Source organism: Lysinibacillus sp. RS11, assembly GCF_042019215.1.
In the GTDB taxonomy this organism is placed as follows: Bacteria; Bacillota; Bacilli; order Bacillales_A; family Planococcaceae; genus Lysinibacillus; species Lysinibacillus xylanilyticus_A.
The window spans coordinates 479,079-498,608 of the sequence record NZ_CP168124.1 but is presented as its reverse complement, the minus strand read 5'-3'; the positions used below and the strand labels follow the sequence as shown (position 1 = coordinate 498,608).

20 protein-coding genes are annotated in these 19,530 nt (G+C 39.7%); 2 read left to right on the top strand and 18 right to left on the bottom strand.

Translation table 11 applies throughout. The features are described 5' to 3' along the window. Positions 1–187: 187 nt before the first annotated feature. Positions 188–1,078 (top strand): hypothetical protein, encoded by an 891-nt coding sequence (locus AB9L17_RS02555; RefSeq protein ID WP_375200014.1) that lies wholly within the window; start codon positions 188–190, stop codon positions 1,076–1,078. Between the two features lie 183 nt (positions 1,079–1,261). Here the strand turns inward: AB9L17_RS02555 and AB9L17_RS02550 are convergent, their stop codons facing one another. The 18 genes from AB9L17_RS02550 to AB9L17_RS02465 all read right to left on the bottom strand — a co-directional run bounded on the left by AB9L17_RS02550 (position 1,262) and on the right by AB9L17_RS02465 (position 18,250). Then, complete coding sequence (locus AB9L17_RS02550) at positions 1,262–2,461, bottom strand: glycine C-acetyltransferase (protein ID WP_375200013.1); 1,200 nt, start codon at positions 2,459–2,461, stop codon at positions 1,262–1,264. Positions 2,462–2,519: 58 nt separating this feature from the next. Beyond that, positions 2,520–3,596 (bottom strand): nucleotide kinase, encoded by a 1,077-nt coding sequence (locus tag AB9L17_RS02545; RefSeq protein ID WP_068985204.1) that lies wholly within the window; start codon positions 3,594–3,596, stop codon positions 2,520–2,522. A 99-nt stretch (positions 3,597–3,695) separates the two neighbouring features. Continuing rightward, entirely contained in the window at positions 3,696–4,331 is a 636-nt protein-coding gene (locus AB9L17_RS02540) for a YczE/YyaS/YitT family protein (RefSeq protein WP_083227042.1), read from the bottom strand. Between the two features lie 247 nt (positions 4,332–4,578). Further along, the gene (gene ybaK, locus AB9L17_RS02535; protein WP_068985202.1) at positions 4,579–5,073 is read right to left on the bottom strand and encodes a Cys-tRNA(Pro) deacylase; all 495 of its coding nucleotides are present in this window, start codon (positions 5,071–5,073) and stop codon (positions 4,579–4,581) included. 24 nt (positions 5,074–5,097) lie between these two features. Beyond that, positions 5,098–5,871 (bottom strand): hypothetical protein, encoded by a 774-nt coding sequence (locus AB9L17_RS02530; protein ID WP_068985201.1) that lies wholly within the window; start codon positions 5,869–5,871, stop codon positions 5,098–5,100. 366 nt (positions 5,872–6,237) lie between these two features. Continuing rightward, the gene (locus AB9L17_RS02525) at positions 6,238–6,810 is read right to left on the bottom strand and encodes a VanZ family protein (protein ID WP_068985200.1); all 573 of its coding nucleotides are present in this window, start codon (positions 6,808–6,810) and stop codon (positions 6,238–6,240) included. 156 nt (positions 6,811–6,966) lie between these two features. Further along, the gene (locus AB9L17_RS02520; RefSeq protein ID WP_375200012.1) at positions 6,967–8,505 is read right to left on the bottom strand and encodes an acyl-CoA carboxylase subunit beta; all 1,539 of its coding nucleotides are present in this window, start codon (positions 8,503–8,505) and stop codon (positions 6,967–6,969) included. Between the two features lie 64 nt (positions 8,506–8,569). Beyond that, on the bottom strand, positions 8,570–9,352 hold the full coding sequence (locus AB9L17_RS02515) for an enoyl-CoA hydratase (RefSeq protein WP_375200011.1): 783 nt from the start codon (positions 9,350–9,352) through the stop codon (positions 8,570–8,572). Beyond that, positions 9,349–10,266 (bottom strand): hydroxymethylglutaryl-CoA lyase, encoded by a 918-nt coding sequence (locus AB9L17_RS02510; protein ID WP_375200010.1) that lies wholly within the window; start codon positions 10,264–10,266, stop codon positions 9,349–9,351. Before AB9L17_RS02510 ends, AB9L17_RS02515 begins: the two co-directional genes overlap by 4 nt. Before the next feature lie 12 nt (positions 10,267–10,278). Continuing rightward, entirely contained in the window at positions 10,279–10,491 is a 213-nt protein-coding gene (locus tag AB9L17_RS02505; protein WP_068985196.1) for an acetyl-CoA carboxylase biotin carboxyl carrier protein subunit, read from the bottom strand. 80 nt (positions 10,492–10,571) lie between these two features. Continuing rightward, on the bottom strand, positions 10,572–11,930 hold the full coding sequence (locus AB9L17_RS02500) for an acetyl-CoA carboxylase biotin carboxylase subunit (RefSeq protein WP_375200009.1): 1,359 nt from the start codon (positions 11,928–11,930) through the stop codon (positions 10,572–10,574). A gap of 16 nt (positions 11,931–11,946) precedes the next feature. Then, positions 11,947–13,581 (bottom strand): AMP-binding protein, encoded by a 1,635-nt coding sequence (locus AB9L17_RS02495; protein ID WP_223554468.1) that lies wholly within the window; start codon positions 13,579–13,581, stop codon positions 11,947–11,949. 21 nt (positions 13,582–13,602) lie between these two features. Further along, positions 13,603–14,745 carry an acyl-CoA dehydrogenase gene (locus AB9L17_RS02490; RefSeq protein ID WP_068985193.1) on the bottom strand — a complete coding sequence of 381 codons (1,143 nt, stop codon included), beginning with the start codon at positions 14,743–14,745 and terminating at the stop codon, positions 13,603–13,605. A 223-nt stretch (positions 14,746–14,968) separates the two neighbouring features. Beyond that, a complete protein-coding gene (locus AB9L17_RS02485) occupies positions 14,969–15,166 on the bottom strand; it encodes a hypothetical protein (protein WP_375200008.1) in 198 nt (65 codons plus the stop codon). Between the two features lie 72 nt (positions 15,167–15,238). Continuing rightward, positions 15,239–15,856, bottom strand: a complete 618-nt coding sequence (locus AB9L17_RS02480; protein ID WP_068985270.1) for a TetR/AcrR family transcriptional regulator — start codon at positions 15,854–15,856, stop codon at positions 15,239–15,241. A 381-nt stretch (positions 15,857–16,237) separates the two neighbouring features. Beyond that, entirely contained in the window at positions 16,238–17,353 is a 1,116-nt protein-coding gene (locus tag AB9L17_RS02475) for a M20 peptidase aminoacylase family protein (protein WP_223554470.1), read from the bottom strand. A 5-nt stretch (positions 17,354–17,358) separates the two neighbouring features. Further along, the gene (locus AB9L17_RS02470) at positions 17,359–17,991 is read right to left on the bottom strand and encodes a MurR/RpiR family transcriptional regulator (protein WP_223554472.1); all 633 of its coding nucleotides are present in this window, start codon (positions 17,989–17,991) and stop codon (positions 17,359–17,361) included. A gap of 19 nt (positions 17,992–18,010) precedes the next feature. Next, positions 18,011–18,250, bottom strand: a complete 240-nt coding sequence (locus AB9L17_RS02465; RefSeq protein ID WP_223554474.1) for a MurR/RpiR family transcriptional regulator — start codon at positions 18,248–18,250, stop codon at positions 18,011–18,013. 211 nt (positions 18,251–18,461) lie between these two features. Between AB9L17_RS02465 and AB9L17_RS02460 the strand changes: the two genes are divergently transcribed. Then, positions 18,462–19,520 (top strand): saccharopine dehydrogenase NADP-binding domain-containing protein, encoded by a 1,059-nt coding sequence (locus AB9L17_RS02460; protein WP_375200007.1) that lies wholly within the window; start codon positions 18,462–18,464, stop codon positions 19,518–19,520. The last annotated feature ends 10 nt before the right edge of the window (positions 19,521–19,530 follow it).

The window sequence follows — 19,530 nt, the reverse complement described above, 5'->3', positions numbered from 1 at the left end:
ATCATTACATGTGACTGATGAGCGCAACAAACAGCTAAAAGAAGCGAAAGCCATTCACTCGAAATAAAGCTATCAATCCTTTTGGGACGACTTTTTTGTTGCTTTGACGGTGGCTTCCGTCGTTTTGGCGGTGGCTTCCGTCATTTTGGCTTTTCTTTCCGTCACTCTGGCGGGGCTATCCACGATTTTGGCTGTTCTATCCACGACTTTGACGGTTCTATCCACGACTTTGGCTGCTCTATCCACGACTTTGACTATTCTATCCGTCGCTCTGCTTTCTATCCGTCTCTTCGACTCTTCCTTCCGTCGCTCTGACCTTTCTTTCCGTCTCTTCGGCTCTTCTTTCCGTCGCTCTACTTTCTTTCCGTCACTCTGCTTTCTTTCCGTCACTTCGGCCCTTCTTTCCGTCGCTCTGGCGATTCTTTCCTTCACTTCGGCTCTTCTTTCCATCGCTCTACTTTCTTTCCGTCTCTTCGACTCTTCCTTCCGTCGCTCTGACCTTTCTTTCCTTCACTTCGGCTCTTCTTTCCGTCGCTCTGGCTCTTCTTTCCGTCTCTTCGACCTTTCTATCCGTCACTCTGGCGGGGCTATCCACGATTTTGGTTGTTCTATCCACAACTTTGACGGTTCTACCCACGACTTTGGCTGCTCTATCCACGACTTTGACTATTCTATCCGTCACTTCGACTCTTCCTTCCGTCACTTTGACCTTTCTATCCGTCGCTTTAGCTCTTCTTTCCGTCGCTCTGCTTTCTTTCCGTCTCTTCGACCTTTCTATCCGTCGCTCTGGTTCTTCTTTCCGTCGCTTCTACTTTCCTATCCGTCTCTCTGCTTTCCTTCGATCGCTTCGACCTTTCTATCCGTCGCTCTGGCTCTTCCTTCCGTCGCTTTGGCTCTTCTTTCCGTCGCTTCTACTTTTCTATCCGTCGCTCTGCTTTCTTTCCGTCACTTCGGCTCTTCTTTCCGTCGCTCTGGCGATTTTTTCCGTCTCTTCGGCTCTTCTTTCCGTCGCTCTGCTTTCTTTCCGTCACTTCGACCCTTCTTTCCGTCGCTCTGGCTCTTCCTTCCGTCGCTTTGACTCTTCTTTCCGTCGCTCTGCTTTCTTTCCGTCTCTTCGACCTTTCTATCCGTCGCTCTAGCTCTTCCTTCCGTCGCTTCAGCTCTTCCTTCCGTCGCTTCAGCTTTTCTTTCCGTCGCTTTAGCCACTCAATCCATCTCAACCTCAAAAAAGGGCTACCTCTATTGAGGCAGCCCTTTTTTATTATTGAATTACGCCTAGCTCACGACCCACCTTTTCATAGATGGCTAGCGCATCATCAAGCATTTCTTTTGTATGCGCCGCTGTAGGCATATTACGAACACGACCTGTGCCTTTTGGAACCGTTGGGAAAACGATTGATTTCGCATAGACACCCTCTTCAAATAAACGACGTGAAAATTCCTGCGTAAGCTTTTCATCGCCAATAATACATGGTGTAATCGGCGTTTCAGATTCACCAATATTAAAGCCTAACTTAGCAAGACCTGCTTTTAAATAGTTGCCATTTTCCCAAAGCTTATCATGTAGCTCTGTCGAGTCAAGCAGCATTTGCACTGCCGCAGTAATCGCTGCTACATCGCCTGGTGGTAATGCTGTTGAGAATAAAAATGGACGTGAACGCACTCGCAACCAGTCAATTAAATTCTTCTTACCAGCTACATATCCACCCACAACGCCAATTGCTTTAGACAGTGTACCAATTTGGAAGTCGATTTCTATTTCTAAACCGAAATGCTTCACTGTCCCCTTCCCTTTACCAGTTACACCTGAGCCATGTGCATCATCGACATACGTAATTAAATCAAACTCTTTCGCAATCTCAACGATTTCTGGTAATTTTGCAATATCACCATCCATTGAGAATACGCCATCCGTAATGACCATGACTTTATTGTATAAGCCCGATTCTTTTGCTTCCTTTGCCTTTGCACGTAAATCGTCCATATCCGAGTGATTATAGGCGATAATTTTCGCACGTGATAAACGACAGCCATCAATAATAGATGCATGGTTTAATTGGTCTGAAAGAATCGCATCATTTTTATCCATAACAGCTGAAATAGCTGCCATATTACAGTTAAAACCTGATTGGTAAGAGATCGCTGCTTCTGTTCCTTTAAATTCAGCAAGCTTTTCCTCCAATTTCACGTGTAAATCGAGTGTACCGTTAATCGTGCGAACTGCTCCCGCTCCCACACCGTATGTCTCAATTGTTTCTTTGGCAATACGCTTTAATTCTTCATTCGTTGCTAAGCCCAGGTAATTATTTGAAGATAGATTGATTAGATTTTGGCCACGTACCTGAATGATCGGTCCGTTCGCTCCTTCTACTGGGTCAATTTCATTGTATAAGCCTTGATTGTGTAAGGCTTGTAGGTTTTCATCTAAAAATGCATTCAATACTTTTGACAAGCGTATCATCCTTTCCTAGGAAAACTGTTCTAGCTCCTAGTGTAGCACAAGCACACTATTCGAAACATTACTTTGTTAATCTTTCGAATAGTGGGGCAGTTCTTTCTTTCCAAAGAGATGACGATACACAATTATCTAATAATCGACGAACTGTATACTCTGCTTCCGCATAACGCTTCGAATAACCCATTGCATCCTGAATGGCTTCTTTATACTTTGCCTGAATATCTACGATTTTAGCTTCCGCTTCCTGTGAAAGTGCACAATGTTTCCCGATATCAAAAATTTCATCCCCTAATCTTCCGTCCTGTGGGTCAAAGACATGTGGCTCTGTACTATCAAAGATACACAAATTTAATTCCGGGATAATGACCATGTCAACAGAGCCAGCATCTAAGCCACACCAAACAATTTGTGCATCTAGCCCTCTCTCATTTGCTTCATCTGCTATTCCCTTCATTAAAGAAGATTTACCTGTCCCTGGCTTACCTTTAATCATTAATCTTCGAGCTAAATTTTTTGTTATGCTTTCCACTGTATTTTCTGCGCCCCTTGGTGTTAATGTTCCAAGTAAGCGATGAGTGCGCATTCCTGTTTTATTTAATTCGATTGATTGAAAAACATCGGTCTTTAACATTTCAACTTGGTCATTTAATGCCTGCCAGTTCATACAGCTCTGTGTAACGATCTCCCAATCATCATGAATCTTTATAGCTTTATTAAGCATTGAAATACACTTTTCATGCCATAATTCTCGTTCGTTCATTGCATCAGCAAGCTGTTCGCCAATCCTTTCAAGCTGGATTTCTTCTAAACAATCATAAAATGACATCACGCGATGCTTCGTTCCAAGAAAAATTGGCTCAATACCCCATTCCGATGACCATACAAATAGTCGGTTACACCCTTGAACATACACCGCCTCAACAATATTCTCTAGTAAAGCATGTTTAAACCATTCTACTGCGAAGCCCTGCTTGACATAAAAATAACCAAGCTCTTTCAGAAGCTCTGATCCTTTAAACGTCGGCGCCCCCTGCAAAATATAAACTAATTCCGCCTCATCCATCATTTCTTTATATAAATGTTTAATTCCTTGCCCCGTCAGTGCGTGTCCAAAATAATAGGTCACATTTCCGTTCAATATCGCTCCCCCTTTACCTTATGCCTTGCATTATATGAAGCAGCTTTTAAAAAAATGAAAAGCTACTTCTATCTTTCACAGATAAAAGTAGCTTCCTATTTAATAGAACGGCTTCATCTCCTCGACATTGCCAATACACTTCATTAATACCTTCCGACAATAAGGTAAAGAATATTGCACAATATAGCCTGATGTTAAAGCAATGATTACCGTACCGAGGCCAACAGGACCACCAAGTAACCAGCCAAAAATAGTGACAAGCACCTCAATACCCATTCGCGCAGTTTTAATCGTCCCGCCAAACTTTTCAACAAGAATCATCATTAATGTATCCCGTGGTCCTGCTCCCATATTCGGTGCAATATACATACCACAGCCAAAGCTTAAAACAAATAAACCAACTACAAAATACGCTACCTGTAAGCCATAATTATTTGTAGACGGTATTAACCAATTAAAGACATCTATAAATGACCCGATTAGTAGCATATTAAGCCATGTCCCTACCTTTGGCCATTCTCGCAAAACAATTGAGGTAGATACTACAATAAAAAGCCCAGTTAAAATAGACCAAGTACCGATTGATAAACCAAAGTTCTGAAATAAACCTACATGCAACACATCCCAAGGACTTGTTCCTACGATTTTCCCTTTAATGGACATCGTAATACCAAGTGACATAACCATTAAGCCACCAATAAAAAACGTCCAACGCCACCCCATAATCTTCCGCACGGCATATCCCTCACTTATGTACACTATTGCTCTAACTGTACCATATTTTCTACAAAAATCGATATATGCGTCTCAGCGCCCCCACTAGAAACATCCAAGAAAATGCGTTTACCAGTGGATAAGTTATACCTTCTCTTGGCGGATTATAAATAGCAGAGCAGTTCCCCTTTAGCCGAGTGGATTGTCGTTTTCCCTCTTAGCCAAACGGATTGTCCCTATTCAATCCAAATAAAAAAACTACCACAAATCATTCCTGGGTAGTTGAAATTGGTGCAAGCTTTGCTTTCGTCACAGCGACTAAATCATCTAATTGTAGATGGACTTGCATGCCGATTTTTCCTGCACTAACAATAATACTTCCTTGTTCTTGAGCCGATGCATCAATAACTGTCGGGTAAAGCTTCTTCATCCCGACTGGAGAGCATCCGCCTCGTACATAGCCTGTATAACCAAGTAATTCTTTAACAGCAAGCATTTCGATTTTTTTCTCACCAACGACTTTGGCCGCTGCTTTTAAATCAAGCTCTTCAGCCACAGGAATAACAAAGACAAAAAGCTTTTGTGCACTTGCCTTTGCTACTAGTGTTTTAAAAACACGAGAAACCGGATGTCCAATTTTTTCCGCAACTGAAATTCCATCAACCTGACCGTCGCTAGTCTCGTATTCAATTACTTCAAATTGTATTTTTTGCTGCTCCAACAATCTGATAGCATTTGTCTTCGCATGCTTTGCCTTCGCCATGTTAACAATCTCCCATCTCTAACACTAGGCTATCATAGAGAACATAGAATCTGTTCCTGGATGATACCCATTTTTCGCCATTTGAATATGAGCGGCATATTTTTCAGAAGCGTTTTTAAAAGTTCGCGCCTTAAATGCCTCCCCATCACTCATACCGAAAATTGTATCTGCAAATGGATCTAATTTCAATTCCTTCGAAAAACGTTCTGGTACCTTGACGTCCATTACTTCCCCCACAAAAGCAGGCTCATGATGACCTAGTTCACTTTCATCTACCTTATGACCATGTAACTGTGCCTGCATACGCTGTATGTGAGCATTTGCATTTATCGCTACTTGTATAGCCTGTGGTGATGGCTGTGCTGGTGCTAACGCTGCATTACGCACTTTCTCTAGAATTAGTAACATGTCACTAGCATTCGTTTCAACTACTGGAGCTCCTTCTTCATCTACATGTTTTAGCTGTAAATTAGAAGATGATTCAAGGGCATCACTATTCACAGCCTTATGCGCTTGTTCATGAGCAAGCACATCCTTTTTCGTTTGCTGCAAATCTTGAATGATTGCTTGCTGTTGAGGGGTAACTTCTTTTGCTTCCTCTTTTTGTTGTTCGTAGAGATCTTGATCTGTGTGCCCTAGCAGTAAATTTTCTAGCTCAAGCAATAACGGATTTTTCTTTGGCTGAAAATACAGTGCGTTTTTCCGATATGCATCACTTGCTTCTTTTCTCTGTAACATCTTTTTACGATTATAGGGTAATGGAATTCTTTCTTGTTCTATTAAACTTGATAGTTTCATATAATTCACCTCGGCTTTTCTAATTTAATATGCAAGATAAATAAAAAATATGATCATATCCTCTATTTACTATACATAGATCATCTAAACAGTTTCTGTACACTCATTATCGGAATTTTCCCAATTAAATTCAAGAGCAAATTGCTACTAACCTCCTAAAGAAATAATTAACTTTCAAACTGGTGAGTATAAAGACCTTAATAATAACCTGTTTTTATCCATTAATTACTTAAATGTGGCTCATCACCATAAATTGAGGCGGCATTTGATTAATGTTTAATTTCAATAAAAGTTATTACTATTATCACTCCCTAAAAAAGTGTTACTGTAGCACACAAAAAAACAGCCCTTGGACAAAGGCTGTTTCTATCTATTATTTTTAGGTTTAATAAGGATACTTTTATAGGCTAAATAGCCAAGCCATGCTCCAAGCGTATTTAAAATCAAATCATCAATATCTGCTGACCCAACTCTAAAAATAAATTGTACGGTTTCTACCGCTAGGCTGGAGAAAAACCCTACACATATAATTGACCAAGCTTTACGGTACTTTTTCGATAATAATGGTAGTAAAAAGCCCATCGGAGTAAATATTAATAAATTGCCGAGTAAATTGATAATAATGATGTCCAGATTAAAATATTGGGAGTAATTTATATAACGAAGAATTGTTTCAAAGGGAACAAAATTTGTTGTTAATCGCCAATCACTATAATCAAAAAGCCCTAATTCTACAAAAGTATATTCGCCCTTGACTAATATAATGAAAACATTCACTAGACGATCAATGACCAATTTATAAAAAGCTATAGTTGAATAGATACTAAAAAATATCCAACCTGCTATCTTTAATGGTAGATAATATGTATCTATCAATGCACGATAAGGTAATGGTAGCTTGGCATCACCTTGCGCATTTGATATGTTATTTTTTTGCATGCCTATACCACCTACTTCCCTTTATCCTCCTCATATTTTAATATGCACTACCTCCCCATGCAATAGCTAACAATATATTTATATTCCGACACGTCCATTTGCATTCTCTATACAGTAAAAAGCTGCCTCACCGAGACAGCTTTTTTATAAATGGCTTTATACTGGATTTACTCCATGCTTGCGCTCTGAGAATAATAGGTACTTCGACATATAAAGCTCTAAACGTGATTCAAGTGCTTTTCTTAAATCATTTGGCTCAATAACATCATCAATGATAAGCTCTGAAGCTAGACGATAGACATCGATTTCCTCTTGATATTCCTTGCGTTTCTCTGCAATAAAGCTTGCCTGCTCCTCTTTTGGAAGTTCAGCAATTTTATTTGCGTAAACTGCATTGACTGCAGCTTCAGGACCCATTACGGCAATTTGTGCGTTGGATAGCGCAATACAGCAGTCTGGCTCAAAAGCAGGACCTGCCATTGCATACAGCCCTGCACCATATGCTTTACGAACAATAACCGTTAGTTTAGGAACAGTCGCCTCGCTCATCGCAAAAATCATTTTCGCACCATGGCGTATAATCCCTGCTTTTTCAACTTGCGTACCGATCATAAAACCTGGTACATCTGCAAGGAAAAGAAGTGGTATATTAAACGCGTCACAAAGTGAAATAAACTTTGCCGCTTTATCGGCTGAATCGTGGAACAAGACGCCTCCCTTTACACGAGGTTGGTTGGCGATAATACCAACAGGTTGCCCGTTAATACGTCCAAGCCCTGTAATTAATTCTGGAGCAAATAATTTTTTTACTTCACAAAACGAATCTTCATCAATAATACGGTCAATTAACTTATACATATCAAATGGAACGTTTTGATTTTTTGGTATTAGTTCTTCAATGGACTTATCAAATGAAGCTGGTGGCTTTGGTGCCTCAACCTTACTGCGCTCTGAATAGTTACTCGGAAAATAACCTAAATATTTACGAGCATAAGTAATAGCTTCCTGCTCCGTTTTCGCTAGTACATCTCCGCAGCCAGAAACGGAACAATGCATTTTCGCTCCACCCATTGTTTCCAAATCTACCTTCTCACCGATCACCATCTCCGCCATACGTGGAGATCCTAAATACATGGATGCGTTACCCTCTACCATTACTACGATATCGCAAAATGCAGGGATATATGCACCACCTGCAGCTGATGGTCCAAACAATAAGCATATTTGAGGGATTTTACCTGAAAGCTTTACCTGATTATAGAAAATACGCCCTGCTCCTCTTCGACCAGGGAACATTTCTAATTGATCTGTAATACGTGCACCTGCTGAATCGACTAGATACAATAACGGGCAATTTAGCTTTTCTGCTGTTTCTTGAATACGAATCATTTTTTCTACTGTACGTTTACCCCAAGAGCCAGCTTTAATCGTCGAATCGTTTGCTAAAACACAAACAGTACGACCATGGATTTTACCGATTCCTGTTACTACGCCATCTGCCGGTAAATCGCCAGCTAAGCAGTTTGCATACAGACCATCCTCTGATTGAAGTCCATCATCTAATAATAATTCGAGTCGTTCACGCACAAATAGCTTCCCTTGTTGTGCATTTTTATCGTGATATTTTGGCAGACCACCTGCTAAAATTTGTTCCTTCATTGTTTTAGTCGTATTTTCTGTCGATACATTGCTCATAGTTAATTCCTCCTTTTTGCCCAATCGGTTACGCCTTTGAATAAATAATTAATAATATCGTTTCTTATTTCCCTAAATATTGTGGTGCTCGCTTTTCTTGGAAGGCAAGCAAACCCTCTAAACGATCTTCCGTAGAGATCAGAGCACTATATGCGAGAGATTCGATTTTTAAACCAGTAGCTAAATCTACCTCTACCCCTTGATTAATAGCAATTTTCGCCTGTACTAAAGATAGTGGTGCATTTTTTGCCATTTCAAGTGCTAGCTGTTGAGCCTTTTCAAATACTTCATGTCCTTCAAAAACATACTCTACAATACCGTAGTCTTTTGCTTCCTGTGTATTTAATCGACGGGCCGTATAAATTAGTTCTTTTGCTTTTCCAATACCAATGAGCCGAGGAAGTCGCTGTGTACCTCCTGCTCCAGGAATAATCCCGAGAGATGTTTCCGTGAGGCCTATCTTTGCATGGGAAGCTGCAATACGTAAATCACAGGCTAACGCTAGTTCGAGTCCACCACCAAAAGCAACGCCATTTAATACGGCAATAACGGGCTGAGCGAGTGCTTCTACTTTTGCCACTGTTGCACCAATTAAATGCACAATTTGCTTAACTTGTCGGTCCGACATTCCTTTCCGTTCTTTTAAATCTGCACCTGCACAAAAAGCTTTTTCCCCTGCTCCTGTTAGCAAGACAACTCGCACTGCCGGATCGCCATTAATTTTGTCGAATGTCGCACTAAGTTCTTGGAGTAATTGTACAGACATTGCATTTGCAGCTTCTGGCCTTGAAAGTGTAATAAGTCCAATGCTGCCGTCTAATAATTCAAAACGAACGAGTTGCGTCATAATTGACTCGCACTCCTTTCATTACGGGCAATCGCCATTTGTTTAGATGTAACTGCCTTCCCTAGTTTCTGTTCAATAAAATGCGTCGCCTCAAGCACTTTATTGAGTTCTACACCTGTTTTAATACCCATTTCATCTAACAAATACAATAAATCTTCCGTAGCTACATTACCTGATGCTCCCTTGGCATATGGACAGCCTCCAAGCCCACCAAGTGCACTATCAAACTTGGTAATCCCCATTTCTAAGGATTTCACAATATTCGCTAGTGCCGTGCCACGTGTATCATGAAAATGCATCGCAAAATTTTCTACAGGATATCTTTTTAGTAATTCTTCTAAAAGCCTTTCCACCTGTGTTGGTACGCCAACACCAATTGTGTCACCAAGTGAAATTTCATCGATGCCCATTTCTAATAATTTTTCTGTTACTCGCAAAACCTTTTCTGGTTGTATGTAGCCTTCATATGGGCATCCAATCACTGTTGAAATATAACCTCGCACTTTTTTATGCGCTGCCTTTGCCCCTATAACTACTTCCTCTACTATCGGAAATGTTTCATTAATCGTTTTATTAATATTGTTTTTATTATGGCTTTCACTCGCCGACATAAAAACGCTCACTTCATCCACATCAGCCTGTAATGCACGTTCTAAGCCACGCATATTCGGTACTAGTGCTGCATACGTTATATCTTTTTGGCGTTTAATGGCTTGTAGTACCTCCACTGCATCTGCCAGCTGTGGAATCCACTTCGGATGCACAAAGGACGTTACCTCGATATAATTCAAGCCAGTTTGACTAAGTAAATTCACTAGCTGTACTTTATCGGCAGTTGCCATATGCGCCTTTTCATTTTGCAAACCGTCACGAGGACCTACTTCCTTTAACGTTACATGCTTTGGTAGCTGCATCAAGAAGCCTCCTTATTCGATTTCTAAAATATCATCATCAACGTTAATGAAATCCCCTTCGCTCGCCATGATTTTTGTTACCACACCATCTTCCTCTGCTGCAATGGGAATCTCCATTTTCATCGACTCTAAAATTGCCACATCTTGTCCTGCTGTCACTTTCTCGCCTTCTGCTACAACGATTTTCCATACTGTTCCTGCCATGCTCGCTTTAACTGTTGCCATTGTGACCCCTCCAAATATTTAGTAGCAGGGCTGTCTGAAATACTCTTCCAAATCGAAAGTTATATGGACAGCCCCAGTCTTTATTTTGTCTCTGCTAATTGTGGTAGATAATATTCATCCACAAATTTAGTTGTTGTATAGCCCTTTAAAAATTGTTCATGAGTGACTGTTTTTAAAAGCATCGGAATATTAGTTTGAATTCCTTCTACTTTATATGCTTTAAGTGCTTCAATAAGCCTTTCACACGCAATTGCACGTGTTTCTCCCCAAACGACTAATTTGCTAATCATCGGATCATAAAAAGGCGTTACCGTAGAACCAGCCTCTACACCACATTCATGGCGAATCCCGTCACCCGTAGGTAATTCAAGCGTCGTGATTGTGCCCGGAGAAGGGAAAAAGGTTGAAGGATTTTCAGCATATATGCGTACTTCAATCGCATGCCCATTTTTTTGGATGCTATCACGTGTAAATGCTAATGGTTGTTTTGCTGCTATCTTCAATTGTTCTTCTACCAGATCCAGCTTTGTAATTTCCTCAGTCACCGGATGCTCCACCTGTAAGCGTGTATTCATCTCTAAGAAATAAAAATTTTGATGTTCATCTACTAAATACTCAATCGTTCCGGCATTTACATACCCAATATGTTGAACTGCCTTGACTGACGCATCTAGCATACGCGATCTTGTTTCTTCAGAAATGAATGGCGATGGTGCTTCCTCAACTACTTTTTGGTTTCTGCGCTGAATTGAGCACTCACGTTCAAATAGCGGTACGACATTACCATCATGGTCCGCAATAATTTGTACCTCGACGTGGTGAGGGTTAGCAATAAATCGTTCCATATACATCGTGCCATCACCAAAGAATGACTGTGCACGCTTTTGATTCCCTTCAAAGGCTTTTGCTAATTCCTCAGCATTTTCAACTAGCTGCATGCCGATACCCCCACCTCCAGCAGAGGCTTTCAACATAATCGGATAACCTAGACGGGAAGCAATTTCAATAGCTTCTGTTACATCTTTCACTGGTGCCTCTACACCTTCAACAATAGGGACACCCGCTGCCTTCATTGTTTTACGAGCTTCTAATTTACTACCCATTGAAGCAATAACTGCGGCGCTTGGCCCAATAAAAACTAACCCCGCCTCAGTACAACGTTTAGCAAACTCAGCGTTCTCCGATAATAAGCCATAGCCGGGATGAACAGCGTCAGCACCGCTTTCCTTAGCGACTTCAAGAATACGATCAATATTTAAATAGCTTTGTGCAACAGGTGGTTTCCCAATACAAAACGCCTCATCAGCATCTTTAACATGTAAGCTTGCAGCATCTGCCTCGGAATACACCGCAACGGTTTGAACATTTAGTCGTTTGCATGTTCTTATAATACGTCTTGCTATCTCTCCACGATTTGCAATTAAAACCTTCTTGAACATAACACTGGCCCCTTTCTTACTTCACTACGGCAACAAAATTCTCACGCAATCTATATTTTTGAACTTTCCCTGATGCAGTCATCGGGTAGTTATCGATAAAGAAAATATGTCGTGGGATTTTATGTCTTGAAATTTTATCCCGACAATAATCGCGAATCTCTTCCTCCGTTGCTTCCTCGCCTTCCCGCAAAATAATCCAAGCTGCCGCTTCCTCCCCATAGATAGGATCAGGGACACCAGCAACTTGCACATCTGAAATTTTTGGATGTGTGTAAAGGAATTCTTCAATTTCACGAGGATATAAATTTTCACCGCCACGGATGATCATATCTTTTAAACGCCCTGTTACACGAATATAGCCAGCCTCATCCATTGTTGCTAAATCCCCAGTATGCAGCCAGTTGTCTTCATTAATTGCAAGAAGCGTTTCTTCTGGGTTATTATAGTAACCTTTCATGACGTGGTAACCTCTCGTACATAGCTCCCCTTGTTCATTCGGCGCAGCTTCTTCGTTTGTACCAGGAATGACAATTTTCACTTCTAGATTCGGCAATGCACGACCGACTGTTTCCACTTTTAAAGATAGCGGGTCATCTGATCTCGTTTGTGTAATTACAGGTGAAGCTTCCGTTTGCCCATAACAGATCGTAATATCTTTCATACCCATTTTGTCGATAACAGCCTTCATCACCTCTATAGGGCAGTTTGAGCCAGCCATTACACCTGTACGTAATGTCGATAGGTCAAAAGACGAAAAATTCGGTAAATTAAGTTCACTGATAAACATCGTTGGCACGCCATGTAATGCGGTACATTTTTCTTTTTCAACCGTCCGTAACACATCAGCAGGTGAAAATTCCTGCACAGGCACCATCGTTCCGCCACAAGTTGTAATCGCTAATGTTCCAATCACACAGCCAAAACAGTGGAAAAATGGTACAGGTATGCATAAACGATCTTCAGAAGTTAATCGCATACATTCCGCAATATTTATCGCATTATTGACTAAGTTGTAATGCGTTAACATAACCCCTTTCGGAAAACCTGTCGTTCCCGAAGTATATTGAATATTAATAACATCATCATAATGAAGTGCTTGTTGTCTCTGATCTAATTGCTCCTCTGTTACTTGCTCAGCAGCAGATAAAACATCCGACCAATTAAGCACTCCGGGATATTTCGTCTCGCCAATTAAAATAACATTTTTCAATAAAGGTAGTCGCTTTGATTGCAAATTACCTGGTTCACAATGTTCAAGTTCTGGACATAACTCTTGCAGTGTATTCATAAATGAATGGTCGCGATAATTTTCAATTAAAAATATCGTTGTCGTATCGGATTGCTTTAGTAAATATTCCAACTCACTTGCACGGTAATTAGTATTTACGGTAACGATTGGGGCACCCATTTTTCCTGTCCCAAATTGCAGTTGTACCCATTCAGGAACATTCGTCGTCCACACTGCAATATGTTCACCCTTCTCTATTCCAAGAGCCATTAATCCCCTCGCTACTAGGCGACTTTGACGATTTAGCTCCTCATATGTCATACGTAAATCTCTATCTGCATACACTAATGCTTCGCGCTGTGGATACTTTTTCGATTGTTCATCTAGCAATTGACCAATAGTTTGATACACAAGCTCTGCCATGAAAATCCCCCTTAATTATGATTAACAGCCAATTAGACGAGAAATAACGAGACGTTGAATTTCAGATGTTCCCTCACCGATTTCCATTAACTTAATGTCGCGCAGATGACGCTCCACATCGTATTCTTTCATATAACCTGAACCACCGTGAATTTGAATTGCTTGATTACAAGTACGGAAGCCCATTTCAGAAGCAAATAATTTTGCCATTGCTGCTTCCTTCCCAAATGGTTTCTTTTGGTCCTTAAGCCATGCCGCCTTATGTACTAACGTACGCGCAAGCTCTATTTCCGTCGCCATATCGGCTAATTTAAATTGTATAGCCTGTAGCTTGGATATTGGTGCACCAAATTGTTCACGTTCTTTTGCGTATTTTAATGATTTCTCATAAGCAGCTTGAGCAATACCTACGGATAATGCAGCAATGGAAATACGTCCTCCATCTAAAGTGTTTAAAAATTGACTAAATCCGCGTTTCTCATCCCCTAAAAGATTAGCTCTTGGTACACGCACATTTTGCAAAACAATTTCACACGTATTGGAGCCGCGTACGCCCATTTTGTCGTAATTGCAGTTGATCGTTACGCCAGGAGTATTGGTTGGTACTATGATAGATGAGATAATTTTTTTACCATCTTCACGTTTACCTGTCACTGCTGTCACAATAATTTGACGTGCATGGCCAGCATTTGTGATCCAGCATTTTTCACCATTAATGATGTAATCATCACCATCAATTACGGCTGTTGTAAGTGTCCCACCGGCATCTGAACCTGCATTGGGCTCTGTTAAGCCAAATGAACCTAACGTTTCACCCTTCGCTAACGGAACAAGCCATTCCTGCTTTTGCTCCTCTGTCCCAAAGTTATAGATAGGTGAAGCACCTAGGCTAACTGCTGCTGCATAGCTCAAACCTGTGCCCCCACATGCACGACCAATCTCTTCAACAGCTATTGCGTAGGAAACTGTATCCCCACCAGAACCGCCGTATTCTTCAGGGAATGGAATACCTAATAACCCTAGTTCCGCCATTTTTTCAAAGCTCTCTATTCTCATTGTCGATGTCTCGTCAACCTCACGAGCATACGGTTCAATTTCTTTTTCTGCAAAATCACGCACCATGTCTCGAATCATCTCTTGCTCTTTCGTTAGCTCAAAGTTCATCCCTAGTCCCCCTAAGTTCAAATTTGCCATAGCAGATTTCGTTCAGATAACAGTTGCAATAAATCAATTATGCCTCGGCGTAATTGCGTCCGGAATCGGCTTTGTGCCTAGGCCTGCACGAGGGCCGACACGATGTCGGTCATTTCGGTAATACCACAGGACGCGGCGTTCTTAGACTGAGTTCCTTTATTTCAACGGGTGTTTGGAAACCCGTTGAAATAGGTTAATACCGACTAGTCGGTTTGTTTGAACGATTAATTAATTTCGCCTTGGCGTAATTGTTGCTGTCGCTTCGCTTTCGCACAGAAAACATTTTGTTGCTGTCGCTTCGCTTTCGCACAGAAAACATTTTGTTGCTGTCGCTTCGCTTTCGCACAGAAAACATTTTGTTGCTGTCGCTTCGCTTTCGCACAGAAAACATTTTGTTGCTGTCGCTTCGCTTTCGTTACAAAAACATTTTGCTAAATGAAGTTAAAACCAGTCATTGTGCTGGCTACCCCTTAACCATAAATTGAACTGCTTCTTTCATTGCTTGTTCAGTGACAATCGCACGCAATACCATATCCGTAAATACAGCTGTAATTTCCTCCATTGTCAATGGACCCGTTTGTTTAAACCATTTGTATGTCCAGTTAATCATCCCAACAATAGCCATCGTTACAATAGTACAAGGTAGTTCTGTACGAAAATCCTTTGTTTGCTGGCCTTCCTCTATGACTTTTTGTAAAATATCCCGATATTGATCTCGCTTTTTATGAATAATTTCACTATATTCTTCTGGCAATGAACGACTTTCCTCGTAAAAAACAGTTATATGCGCTTGATACATATCAAATACTTGTGTAAGCGTTTGTAGCATTGCACATAAACGAGTAATCGGTGTATCGTATTTGTCATATGCCTCCTGTGACTGTTTAATAACATAAGAAATAAATACATCATGAATTTCATATAACAGTTCATCTTTCGATTTAAAATTATGATAAAATCCACCTTTTGATGCACCAATATATTCAACAATGCGATCAACAGTTACATTGTGATAGCCATCCTGCTGAAACAGCACTACAGAAGCGTCAACAATGCGTTGTTTTAACGTTTTCTTTACCATAGGCATCTATCATCCTTCATATTGCTCTTTACTCCATCACTCTTTATAATCAGAAAAAATTTCTACTTTATTTTTGATGATGAATCGTTTATAATCGTCATTTTTCCAAATTATAAAAATACTATGACAATATCAATATAGCATTTACAAAATTTAGTGTCTAGCAATAAAATAGATTTTACGAGAATTTATTTTACATAAAACAGAATTATACTTCACGAAACAAATGAACAAACACACATTTACTGTATGATTTCCACCTTGTTTTTATTACTAAAAATTAAAGAAGAGAAATCGATGATGTTCGATTTCTCTTTCCCATTACTATCAGCTCGTTATGTCCCAGGAGATGTCTGGTTCTCTACCCTAAACCCCTTCACTTTATAAAGCTCGTAAAATGGCTCTCGTGATAATGTTCACACCTGTAATAAGTCGCTCACGATTAAACGTCATTTTCGGATGATGTAATCCCGGTGTTACACCACAACCTAAGCCAAGCATTGTTGCTTTAAGATTAGGACGCCCATACGTATAAAAATGAAAATCCTCTCCTCCTGGAGTGACAACTGGTAAAGCACATGCTTTTTCACCAACAACGTCAATAATAGCCGAATTCATATGCTGTAATGCCTCTTCATTTACTAATGCTGCAACAATATGTGCATCTACATTTAAGGAAATTTTGGCACCATACATTACTTCTATCGATGCTCTTACACGTTCCACACCTTCTGTGATCGTTTGCATTATTTCATTTGTTTGCGCCCGTGCATCAATACTAAATGTTGCTTTCCCCGGAATAATATTCGCGGAGTTACCTCCTGTATTAAATTGCGTCATTTTGACTGACGCGGAGACATTCGGGTCAGTCCAAATTTTTTGTAGACCTTCGACAATCGCTGTCCCTACCTCAATCGCATTAATGCCAAGTTCAGGTCGTGCGCCATGTGCCTCTTCTCCAATAATAGTCCCAGTAAAAAGCTTTGCTGCACCATGATACAATGCCGGGGCGTACGTTCCATCCTGCAATTCTTTTAACGGACGCACATGGACACCAAATAAGTATTCTAAACTATTAATTAACCCCTTCTCGACAAATGCACTCGCCCCTTGCCCCTTTTCTTCAGCGGGCTGAAAAAGTATACGCACCGCTCCAGAAAGTAAGTGCTCCATGTCCTTTAAAAGTAGTGCCGTCCCAATAGCCATCGTCATATGACCGTCATGTCCACAAGAATGATTTGCCTTAAAGACACCATCTACCTCCTGCCAAAGCGCATCTATATCAGTACGAAAGCCAACTTTTGGTGTCCCTTTACCAATATCTACATAAAGTCCTGTCATATCATCGAATAAATGAGGCTCCATTTGTGCCTCTCGCAATAAATCAGCAATATATTGTGTGGTTTCATGCTCTTGCCAGCTGATTTCCGGATGCGCATGTAAATGTGTAAATATATTAGCCAATCTTGGCTGTAAATTTTGTAAAACTTGATTCATTTTTTTCAACTCCATCGATTTGCTAAAAAGCTGTTTTGGAAATTATCATATTTTACGCGCTGATTTTCATAATAGTCGTGATTTTGCGCTGTCATACCTGCAATTAGTGTATTTAAAAATGAGATGAGTGCTGGCATTGCGTCAATCGTAGACATTTCTTGTTGTTCATTCACAAAGGTAATCGTCGCATACTGCGTAATTGGTGCAATTTCACAATCTGTAATACCAATAATCTCGCAATTTTTTTCTTGAATTTCAGCGGCAAATTGAATCGATTCTTTAGAATAACGATGGAACGATAAAATAATTACCACACTATCCTGATCAATTTCTTGTAAAGCTCTAATGATTTCACTAGTTTCAAAATCTAAAAGCACAACGTTAGGACATAACATATTTAACGTAAAATACAGCCATTGTGCAGCTAAATGGGATGAACCATTCCCAACAATATAGATCTTTTTCTTTGTATGTAGTAGCTTCGAAGCACGATTAAAATCTTCCTCGCTAATATTCTTAGCCACATTTAAAATGCGCGTGGCGTCCTTCTCCATCGTTTTTCCATAAAATCGCGGCGTTTCGAAAAGTGCTTGCTTTGACTGCAAATAATTTTGCAAGCTTACTCGTATTGCCTTCATTGAAAAGATGCATCGTTATCTATCGCTGCAACTCAGCATAACCCGATAATCCTATTGCATAGCAAAAGCGGATGACCGTCGTTTCACTTACGTCAGATTTTTCCCCAACATATGCAGCTGAATGAACACCAACAGTCTGCAAATTTTTGAGAATAAAGCTCGCTACCTTTTGCTGACTTTTTGAAAGCTCCTGATATTTATGTTGAATGGCTTGTTGAATTGTTTGATTGTCTCCCATTTTTTGAAGTTTAAGCTTCATTCCACATGGTGCATAGCTTAGCATAGTTTTTGCCGCAATCCAATATATTTTCTGAAATTTCAGTTTGCGTTGTTTTTTAAGCTACCATCCTATTCAATAGCCTTTCAATCCAAAACTAGATTGGATTGTTATACCAAATTTGCTATTTCGTATATAATAAAAAGAAAACAAATTACACTATTTATTAAATAAAACGGGTGATTGTAGAATTATGAAAAAGATTATGGTTGTAGGAGCATCTGGCGTTCTTGGTCAATTAGTTTGCCATGAATTACTAAGAATATATAATCATCAAATAAGGTTAATAGTGACAGACTATAAAACTGAAAGAGGAGAAAAATTAGCCAACTCTTTTAACACGGATGCTCAATTCCAATTTTTAAATGCAAATGATGAAGACAATGTAAAACAGGTAATAAAAAATATTGATACGGTAGTTGTTGTATTAAAGCAGAAAAATCCATATATCCAAAAAGCATGTATAGAAAATAAGATATTATGTATAGATGTCACACCATTTTATGACTTTGTAGAGAAAGTTAACGAGCTTAATGAAGATGCAGAAAACCATGATGTAGGTTTAGTTGTAATGTCTGGGTTTTTCCCTGGATTATCAGGATTAATGGTCAAAAAGGCTATTTCCAATTTTTTAGAAGTGACAGAGGTTAATGTCGGATTATTGCAAAATACAAATGCTAAAGCTGGGATTTCTGGAATTTTAGATATGTTACATATAATTGCCCAACCAGTAAAGTTTGAAAACAAAGTAATCTCTGGATTTACTAATAAAAGAAAAATGTATTTCCTTCATCACCTTAAAGAAAAAGAGATGAGATGTATAGACCATTCAGAAAAAGCTATCTTAAAAGACATGTTGGGCATTGGCTCTATAAATTATTGGACTTCTTGGAATGATAATCCTTTCAATAAACTAGTATCTTTTTTAAGACAAGTTGGATTCATAGAAAACGTTCATAAGTACAAGAATGTTCTATCAAAGGTAGTAAAACATAAGCCTCATAAAAATGAACATGCTTTTCTTACGGTTGAGGTAAAAGGAATAATCGATCACAAAGAGAAGGTAAAAACGTTAGCCTTATCAACTTTTTCTGATTATCATACAACAGCCATGGCAACTGCTTCCTTAGCAAAAATTGCTCAACAAAAAAATGTAAAAGGTGTAGTTTCCCCTTTTGAAATAACAAATATAGATGAATTGCTGTCCGAAATAAACTGTCCCGACATCGTCATCGAGGAATTTGAAAAATAAAGAATTACAG